The organism is Microcystis sp. LE19-10.1B (assembly GCF_027530565.1).
Classification (GTDB): domain Bacteria; phylum Cyanobacteriota; class Cyanobacteriia; order Cyanobacteriales; family Microcystaceae; genus Microcystis; species Microcystis aeruginosa.
Map to the genome: position 1 here is coordinate 1 of NZ_JAPZQM010000066.1, position 2584 is coordinate 2584.

At 38.1% G+C, this 2584-nt stretch carries 3 protein-coding genes and 2 pseudogenes; all 5 read left to right on the forward strand.

Features of this window, described 5'->3' with window-relative positions:
• The first annotated feature begins 31 nt into the window (after window positions 1–31).
• On the forward strand, window positions 32–178 hold the full coding sequence (locus O9332_RS02420) for a hypothetical protein (protein WP_288023498.1): 147 nt from the start codon (window positions 32–34) through the stop codon (window positions 176–178).
• Between the two features lie 199 nt (window positions 179–377).
• Window positions 378–563, forward strand: coding sequence for a hypothetical protein (locus tag O9332_RS02425; protein ID WP_002762436.1), 186 nt, complete (start codon window positions 378–380; stop codon window positions 561–563).
• 58 nt (window positions 564–621) lie between these two features.
• On the forward strand, window positions 622–1581 hold the full coding sequence (locus O9332_RS02430; RefSeq protein ID WP_288023497.1) for a NodZ family protein: 960 nt from the start codon (window positions 622–624) through the stop codon (window positions 1579–1581).
• Window positions 1582–1654: 73 nt separating this feature from the next.
• A pseudogene (locus O9332_RS02435) lies at window positions 1655–2065 on the forward strand (PQQ-dependent sugar dehydrogenase); the annotation flags it as partial.
• A 141-nt stretch (window positions 2066–2206) separates the two neighbouring features.
• A pseudogene (locus O9332_RS02440) lies at window positions 2207–2584 on the forward strand (RNA-guided endonuclease TnpB family protein); the annotation flags it as partial.

A 2584-nucleotide genomic window follows, 5' to 3' on the forward strand; every position in this document is an offset into this window, starting at 1 on the left:
AACCCTTATATAGAAAAGCATTTAGCGATTTTTGTCAATTGTTTTTGCTCTAGAGCGAACTAATCAATTAAGTCTCTTGCCAGATAAGGATTTAGTCGATTTATGCCCCCCTATCGAACCATACCAAGTAACGAAGAACCATATTGATCTGCTGAAAACTTGGAGAGTTACCAACTAGGAAGTTATGGTTAATAAGTGGTCAGGCAAAGGAGACAGTATATCCGAACATTATAATAAAAGTTTTCTCTCAAGTTAAGGTCAAACAATTCTAGCTGGGAGTTATCGAAGTGTAATTAAGCTTGACAAACTCAAATTAAGGTGTTAATATATAGGGCGTGATTTGTACAGATGTTAAAAATTTTGTTTTGCGGTAGTCTATGAATTTAACAAATTTACCAATGTCTCTTGATGAGATGCCTTTACCTAGTTATTTGCCGCCAGTTATTTTAACAGTTTTTACTCGTCCCGATCTACTCAAGGAAGTTTTAAAGGGTTTAACCCAACAGATTCTATCTGCGTCGCCTAGAATTTGTGAAGCTATTTATGGCTCACTCTCCCTTTAGTTTGAAAAAAACTCGCCGTCGCCTAGGTTTATAGTTTAGTAGATACTTAATAGAAAATATGAATAGCTCTAGAAAATTTCTGATTTGTAAAGGTTCCTCTGGCATGGGAAACCGAATTCTGTCCGCCTGTGGTGCAATAATCTATAGTGAAATTAGTAATCGCCAGTTAGTTATTGATTGGCGGGATAATACTTATTGTCATGACGATATCAACTCCTTCCCTCTATTTTTTAACTGTCCAAAGACCGTTTCAGTAGAATCTATACCTGATACCAAGTCTGTCTATCCTGAGATATGGATTGATAAGTTAGATCAATCTTTTGGTGGACTAAGAAAAGATTTAAGGATTTCGGATCAATCTATGTCGGTTGAATTATCTAGAACAAATTATGAGAGTGAGATTCTGGTTTTCTGTGCCTATACTCATAAAATCAACCAGATGAGACAACTTTTTCATGGGAAGTTCGATTACTTGGCAAAAATGGATGATCGTACTATTATCAAACAGGTATTAAACTCTCATCTAAGCCTGAAACCTGAAATTGTTCAGTCTATCGAAGATTTCCGATCATCTTACTTTGGAGTGAATACCCTAGGCGTTCATGTCAGATACACAGACATGAAGATTCCTTTAGATAAGCTAATTACTAATACTAAAAAAATCAACAAAAACAATAAATTTAACAGCATTTTCTTGGCTACAGATTCTCAAGAAGTTGTTGAAAAATTTCAAGAGGAGTTCCCAAATATTATCACCACACCAAAATGGTTTCCACCATCGGGAGAAAGAATGCACCAGAACTGGGATCAATGTCCTGATCGCGTTCAAAATGGCATAGAAGCATTAATGGATATGTATTTGTTAGCCAGTTGTAATGATTTGATTTTTTCTTCTCAGTCCTCCTTTGGTTTAGTGGCATCAATCCTAAGTAAAGCCAGTAAACAACATCTCCACGATGTGAATTCTTCTTCATTCATTGAAAAAGTAAAAGCGAAAATTAGAGGTATTGCCAAATAGTTTGTACGAGCAATTAACCCGAACCAACCTTAATGATGTCTATGCCATGGCAAACTTGGGGAGTTACCAACTAATGCTTAATTCTCTCAATCGCCTTTTCTCCCCTTTAGTATCTAGCGTTTTACATACCATAATTATCTCCGGTTGTCAAGGTGCAAATGTATTAACTTCGGCGAATAATTCCCAGAGAAATCAATGGCAAAAAGTGACCGTAATCGAGGGTTTAGAGCATCCTTGGTCGATGGTTTGGCTACCTAACGGGGAAATCCTCATCACAGAGCGCCCCGGTCGTTTAAGAGTAGTTAGAGAGGGTAAATTAGACCCAAAAGCCATCGCTGGAGTTCCCGAAGTTTTTGCCGTCGGACAAGGAGGACTGCTCGATGTGGCAATTCATCCCCAATTTGCCCAAAATCGCTGGATTTATCTAACTTATGCCCACGGAGACCAGGAGGCTAATCGTACCCGCGTCGCTCGTGCGGTTTATCTCAAATGTCGGGGTGAAGACCCTCGCACTTAGCGACGGGATGAAACCCCGACCAATATAAAACAGCGAAGCACGACTAAAATCTTGACAATCTATGCTGTACAGGTTAATATAAAATAAGTTGTTTGAGGTCGATAAACAATGATTGTCTTAGAAATGAAAGCCGTGGTCAAACCAAGTCAGTGTTCTGCCATTGATGAAGCTATTCGTACAGTACAATTCATCAGAAACAAAGCATTAAGGCTTTGGATAGATGCCAAGAGGGAAGACAAAATCGATAAATATTCTCTCAATAAATATTGTGCAGTTCTCGCCAAACAGTTCAAGTTTGTCGATACTCTAAATTCTATGGCTAGACAAGCATCGGCCGAACGGGCCTGGTCAGCTATTGCCCGTTTCTATGACAATTGTAAGAAAAAAATAAAAGGTAAAAAAGGCTATCCCAAGTTTCAGAAAAATAATCGTTCTGTGGAATATAAAAACTGTGGGTGGAAACTATCAGAGGATAGAAAGAAAATA

Excerpts from the sequence above, each read along its gene's own strand:
- O9332_RS02425 (WP_002762436.1), top strand. The coding sequence starts at position 378 with ATGAATTTAACAAATTTACCAATGTCTCTTGATGAGATGCCTTTACCT.
- O9332_RS02430 (WP_288023497.1), top strand. The coding sequence starts at position 622 with ATGAATAGCTCTAGAAAATTTCTGATTTGTAAAGGTTCCTCTGGCATG.